Source organism: Kitasatospora sp. NPDC096128 (assembly GCF_040303105.1).
In the GTDB taxonomy this organism is placed as follows: Bacteria; Actinomycetota; Actinomycetes; order Streptomycetales; family Streptomycetaceae; genus Kitasatospora.
On record NZ_JBEOSP010000050.1, the window covers coordinates 56,173 to 62,172 of the forward strand.

Annotated in this window: 5 protein-coding genes; 2 read left to right on the forward strand and 3 right to left on the reverse strand. The window is 70.7% G+C overall.

What is annotated here, in order from left to right:
* Nucleotides 1-33: 33 nt before the first annotated feature.
* Together tal and tkt are read right to left on the reverse strand one after the other, a co-directional pair.
* Nucleotides 34-1,176: a transaldolase gene (tal, locus tag ABTY61_RS35765; RefSeq protein ID WP_350509347.1), complete on the reverse strand. Its 1,143-nt coding sequence runs from the start codon at nt 1,174-1,176 to the stop codon at nt 34-36.
* An 88-nt stretch (nt 1,177-1,264) separates the two neighbouring features.
* Nucleotides 1,265-3,364 (reverse strand): transketolase, encoded by a 2,100-nt coding sequence (gene tkt, locus ABTY61_RS35770; protein WP_350509348.1) that lies wholly within the window; start codon nt 3,362-3,364, stop codon nt 1,265-1,267.
* A 462-nt stretch (nt 3,365-3,826) separates the two neighbouring features.
* Here tkt and ABTY61_RS35775 point away from each other — a divergent pair, with 462 nt between their 5' ends.
* Entirely contained in the window at nt 3,827-4,774 is a 948-nt protein-coding gene (locus tag ABTY61_RS35775) for a heme o synthase (RefSeq protein ID WP_350509349.1), read from the forward strand.
* A gap of 65 nt (nt 4,775-4,839) precedes the next feature.
* On the opposite strand, the gene ABTY61_RS35780 is transcribed toward ABTY61_RS35775, so the two are convergent.
* A complete protein-coding gene (locus tag ABTY61_RS35780) occupies nt 4,840-5,481 on the reverse strand; it encodes a DUF2461 domain-containing protein (protein ID WP_350509350.1) in 642 nt (213 codons plus the stop codon).
* 72 nt (nt 5,482-5,553) lie between these two features.
* On the opposite strand from ABTY61_RS35780, the gene ABTY61_RS35785 reads away from it, so the two are divergent.
* Nucleotides 5,554-5,886 (forward strand): hypothetical protein, encoded by a 333-nt coding sequence (locus tag ABTY61_RS35785; RefSeq protein ID WP_350509351.1) that lies wholly within the window; start codon nt 5,554-5,556, stop codon nt 5,884-5,886.
* Nucleotides 5,887-6,000: the final 114 nt, after the last annotated feature.

A 6,000-nucleotide genomic window follows, 5' to 3' on the forward strand; every position in this document is an offset into this window, starting at 1 on the left:
GCTCCGCTTTCGTGCTGGCTGTGTGAGCAGGGGTCACTTCTCGCTGGCGAAAGCGGCCAGCGAGGCGGTGACGGTGTCGAGCAGCTCCTGCCAGGACTGCTCGAACTTCTGCACGCCCTCGTCCTCCAGCACCTGGACCACGTCGTCGTAGTCCACGCCGGCGGCCGCGATGGCGTCCAGGACGGCCTTGGCGTCGGCGTAGTTGGGGACGATGGTGTTGCCGGCGACCACGCCGTGGTCGCCGGTGGCGTCCAGGGTGGCCTCGGGCATGGTGTTGACGGTGCCCGGGGCGACCAGCTCGGTGACGTACAGGGTGTCCGGCAGGGCCGGGTCCTTGACGCCGGTGGAGGCCCACAGCGGGCGCTGCGGCTTGGCGCCGGCGGCCTCCAGGGCCGTCCAGCGGGCGCTGCCGGCGGTCTTGCCGTCGACGCTGCCGAAGACCTCCTCGTACGCCTGGTAGGCGAGGCGGGCGTTGGCCAGGGCGGCCTTGGAACGCAGGTTGCGGGCGTCGCCGCCGATCTTGTCCAGGCGCTTGTCGATCTCGGTGTCCACGCGGGACACGAAGAAGGAGGCGACCGACTCGATCTGGGAGAGGTCCAGGCCCTTGGCCTTGGCGGCCTCCAGGCCGGTCAGGTAGGCGTCCATGACGGCCTTGTAGCGCTCGAGCGAGAAGATCAGCGTGACGTTGACGCTGATGCCCAGGCCGATGACCTCGGCGATGGCGGGCAGGCCGGCCTTGGTGGCGGGGATCTTGATCAGGACGTTCGGGCGGTCGACCAGCCACCACAGCTGCTTGGCCTCGGCCACGGTCGGGGCGGTCTGGTGCGCCAGGCGCGGGTCGACCTCGATGGAGACCCGGCCGTCGCGGCCGTTGGAGGCGTCGTAGACCGGGCGCAGCACATCGGCGGCGTCGCGCACGTCCGAGGTGGTGATCATGCGGATCGCCTCGTCGGTGGTGACCTTGCGGACCGCGAGGTCGCGCAGCTGGCCGTCGTAGGAGCTGTCGCCGCTGCCGGCGATGGCCTTCTGGAAGATGGTCGGGTTGGTGGTGACACCCACCACGTGCTTGTTCTGCACCAGCTCGGCCAGGTTGCCGGAGTTGAGCCGCGCCCGGCTGAGGTCGTCCAGCCAGATCGCCACGCCTTCGTCGCTGAGGCGCTTCAGTGCGTCAGTCATGGTGCTTCAGTCCCTTTTTCTTCTGCTTCGTGGGGTAGTCAGAGGGGGCCGCGTGCCCGCGTGCGGGCGGGCACGCGGCCCGGACGCGTTAGCGGTTGACGGCTTCGAGGGAGCGCAGGGCGTTGTGCGCCTCGGCGACCACGCGCTCGGCGGTCAGGCCGAACTCCTCGAACAGCACCTGGTAGTCGGCGGAGGCACCGAAGTGCTCCAGCGAGACGATCCGGCCGTGGTCGCCGACCAGCTCGCGCCAGCCCTGGGCGATGCCGGCCTCGACCGAGACGCGGGCCTTGACCGACGGCGGCAGCACGCTGTCGCGGTAGGCCTGGTCCTGCTCCTGGAACCACTCGAAGGACGGCACCGAGACCACGCGGGTGGCGATGCCCTCGGCCTCCAGGACCTCGCGGGCCTTGACGGCCAGCTGGACCTCGGAGCCGGTGCCCAGCAGGATCACCTGCGGGTCCCCGTTGCCGGCCTCGGCCAGCACGTAGGCGCCCTTGGCGGTGCCCTCGGCGGAGGCGAAGACCTCGCGGTCGAAGGTCGGGACGTTCTGGCGGGTCAGCGCGAGGCCGACCGGGCCGGGGTGGCTGGTCTGGCGCTCGATGACGGTGCGCCAGGCGACGGCCGTCTCGTTGGCGTCGGCCGGGCGGACCATGGACAGGCCCGGGATGGCGCGCAGCGAGGCCATGTGCTCGACCGGCTGGTGGGTCGGGCCGTCCTCGCCGAGGCCGATCGAGTCGTGCGTCCAGACGTAGGTGACCGGCAGCTTCATCAGCGCGGCCAGGCGGACGGCCGGGCGCATGTAGTCGGCGAAGACCAGGAAGGTGCCGCCGTACACGCGGGTCCTGCCGTGCAGGGCGATGCCGTTCATGGTCGAGCCCATGGCGTGCTCGCGGATGCCGAAGTGGATCGTCCGGCCGTACGGGCTGGCCGACTTCAGCGGGTTGCCCTCGGGGAGGAAGGAGCTGTCCTCGTCGATGGTGGTGAGGTTGGACTCCGCGAGGTCGGCCGAGCCGCCCCACAGCTCCGGGATCACCGCGCCGAGCGCCTTGAGGGTCTCGCCGGAGGCCTTGCGGGTGGCGACGTCCTTGCCGGCCGGGAAGGAGGGGATGGCCTTCTTCCAGCCCTCGGGCAGCTCGCCGGCCTGGATGCGGTCGAACTCGGCGGCCCGGTGGGCGTTCGCGGCGCGCCAGGCGTCGAAGCCCTGCTGCCACTGGTCGCGGGCGGCCTTGCCGCGCTTGATGACCTGACGGGCGTGCTCGATGACCTGGTCGCTGACCTCGAAGGTCTTCTCCGGGTCGAAGCCCAGGACCTTCTTGGTGGCGGCGATCTCGGCGGCACCGAGCGCGGAGCCGTGCGCCTTGGCGGTGTTCTGGGCGTCCGGGGCCGGCCAGGCGATGATCGTGCGCATCGCGATCAGCGACGGGCGGGAGGTCTCGGCCTTGGCCGCGGCCAGCGCACCGGCGAGGGCCTCGACGTCGATGTCGCCGTTGGCCTTCGGGGTGACGCGCTGCACGTGCCAGCCGTACGCCTCGTAGCGCTTGAGGACGTCCTCGGAGAAGGCGGTCTCGGTGTCGCCCTCGATCGAGATGTGGTTGTCGTCGTACAGGGCGACCAGGTTGCCCAGCTTCTGGTGGCCGGCCAGCGAGGAGGCCTCGGCGGAGATGCCCTCCTCCAGGTCGCCGTCGGAGACGATGGCCCAGACGGTGTGGTCGAAGGGGGACTCGCCGGCCGCCGCCTCCGGGTCGAACAGGCCGCGCTCGTAGCGGGCGGCCATCGCCATGCCGACCGCGTTGGCGATGCCCTGGCCGAGCGGGCCGGTGGTGGTCTCGACGCCGGCGGTGTGGCCGTGCTCGGGGTGGCCCGGGGTGCGGCTGCCGGCCACGCGGAAGGCCTTGAGGTCGTCCAGCTCCAGGCCGTAGCCCGAGAAGTACAGCTGGGTGTAGAGCGTCAGGCTGGTGTGCCCGGGGGAGAGGACGAAGCGGTCGCGGCCGACCCAGGCCGGGTCGGTCGGGTCGTGGCGCAGGAAGCGCTGGAAGATCAGGTAGGCGGCCGGGGCCAGCGACATGGCCGTCCCGGGGTGCCCGTTGCCGACCTTCTGGACAGCGTCCATAGCCAGGACCCGCGCCGTGTCAACCGTGCGCTCGTCCAGGTCGCTCCACTCGAATGCGTTCTTCGGCGCAGTGCTCACCCTGTCTCAGGGCTCCTTCCATTGTGAAGAGTGACCCCGTGAATGGGGACCGGGTCGGCCACGGCGCTGTGGTCCCGACTGTGGATGGTGCCGGTCACGGAGGGTAGATCCCGCTTCTGCGTGCGAGCCTACCGTCCGGGCCGGGGCTCACCCTCCGTGCCGGGACAACCGGGATTTCCGCATGGTGATTCCCACTAGGGCGTTCTGATCCGTTTCGTCCCAGGCTCTCCCGATTCGGCGGGGCGCGCCGCCCGGGTGGTCGGGACGGGTTGCGCGGACGCGGCGGAGGCGTTTCGTGGCTTCACCCAGTCGGTCGACCCGGGGGCGGGCCGTCCGCCCCGCCGGGGACCCCGGAGCCGGTTGGGATGTATGGAGCGTCTATGGTGTCGTGGTACGCGCAGAGCGGACGATTCGGGACCCTTCGTTCCTGTGGACGCCTGCGAAGTTTCATCTTCAGTTGGGGTGTTAGTGACCGCCGTCGAAACCCGTCCCGCCGGGGTCACCGGGGCGACTCCTGCGCACCGGCCCATCGGGGCCCGTGTCGGCGCGTTCGTCGCACTGACCAAGCCGCGGATCATCGAGCTGCTGCTGATGAGCACCGTGCCGGTGATGTTCCTGGCCCAGCAGGGCGTGCCGAACATGCTGCTGGTGCTCAAGGTCGTGGTCGGCGGCTACCTGTCGGCGGGCGGCGCCAACGCCCTCAACATGTACATCGACCGCGACATCGACGCGCTGATGACCCGCACCGAGCGGCGGCCGATCGTCACCGGGATGGTGTCGCCGCGCGAGGCGCTGGTGTTCGGCATCGTGCTCGGGGTCGTCTCCACGCTGCTGCTCGGCTTCGGCGTCAACTGGCTCTCCGCCGGACTCGCCCTCGGCGCGCTGCTGTTCTACGTGTTCGTCTACACGCTGGGGCTCAAGCGGCGCACCTCGCAGAACATCGTCTGGGGCGGCATCGCCGGCTGCATGCCGGTGCTGATCGGCTGGTCCTCGGTGACCGACTCGGTGTCCTGGGCGGCGGTCGCGCTGTTCCTGGTGGTCTTCTTCTGGACCCCGCCGCACACCTGGGTGCTGTCCATGAAGGTGCGCGACGACTACGAGCGGGCCGGCGTGCCGATGCTGCCGGTGATCAAGGGCAACGTGGCGGTCGGCAAGCAGGTCGTCGCCTACTCCTGGGTGATGGTCGCGGTCTCGCTGGCGGTCTGGCCGCTCGGGCACATGAGCTGGCTCTACCCCGTCGCCGCGGTGCTGCTCGGCGGCTTCTGGCTGCGCGAGGCGCACGCGCTGTACGGGCGGGCCAAGGCCGGGATCGTGGGCGCCAAGCTCAAGGAGATGCGGCTGTTCCACTGGTCGATCACCTACCTGTCGCTGCTGTTCGTGGTGTGCGCGATCGACCCGTTCGTGAAGTAGGACCTTCGTACTGTGCGAAGAGCCCCGGTCCTGGTGGACCGGGGCTCTTCCACGTTCGGCGCTGTTCACCGTGCGGGCAGCTCGGACGGGCCGACGTGGTCGTCCAGCCAGTCCTTCAGCGGCTGGGAGGCGCGGAGGAAAGCGGTGATCCGGGTGTGGGCGGTGCGGGTGCCGAGCCACTTCGCGGGCGGCCACTCCTGCCAGGCGACCAGGCCCTTGTGGCGGAGCAGTTCGATCCGGGGGTGGTCCTTGGGGAAGCCGCGCGGGGCGGTCTTGAGGGAGTCCCGGCCGAACACCTGGGGGCCGTCCTCCTCCACCCGGGCGATCACCCGCTCCAACTCCGCGCCGCTGACGTCCTCGGCGACGGCGGCGCGGTAGCGGTCCAGCTGGTCCGGCGCGAGCTGGTACATCCCGTTGCCGCAGGCCAGGCCGTCGGCGGAGAGCTGGATGTAGCCACCGGCCTCCAGGTGCGCGCCGATGTGCGTCTTGTACGGGGACTTGTCGGCGCTGAAGCGGACGTCCCGGTTGGGACGGAAGATCTTCCCCGGCCCGAACTCCGGCTCCAGCTCGACGAGCAGCAGCTCCATGGGCGCCCGTACGACGTCGTCGTACTGCTCCTTGTGGGCCTGCCAGAAGGTCTTGGAGTTGTCGGCTTCGAGGTGCTCGTAGAAGTCCAGCGCCTCGGCCGGCCAGCCTTTGAACGTCATGTTCCGAGTATGTGGCCCGGTGCACAGGGCGCTCCCGTCGCCAGCGCCTCTACCGGTCGGTAGCATGCGGGCATGAGCAGCGCAGAGACCGCCACCGCCGCCACGCCGGACGCCCGCACCGAGCGCCGCGCCAAGCGCATCGCCAAGCACCTCACCAGCTTCGCCCAGCAGCACGGCGGCAGCGCCGACGCGGTCGTCGAGTACGTCGGCGGCGTGGCCACCCGCATCGTCGTGGTCGGCGCGGACGGCGCCTGGGGCGACCAGGTCGCCCCGACCTACGCCGTCGGCCGCCGGGCGGCCGAGCTGGCGGGCCTGACCGTGCACGAGAACTTCGAGGGCGAGCTGGGGCTCAAGGTCAAGACCAGCGCCTACGAGTGGAAGCGCATGGCGGGCATCCAGATCTGAACCCCGCAGGCACATGAGTGCGCCGGCGGCCCGGCCCTGGGAGATCCGGGAGTGGACCACGGCGGTCGGGTCGGTGACCTGGGCGAGGGCCTCGGCGATCGGGCCGCCGAAGCC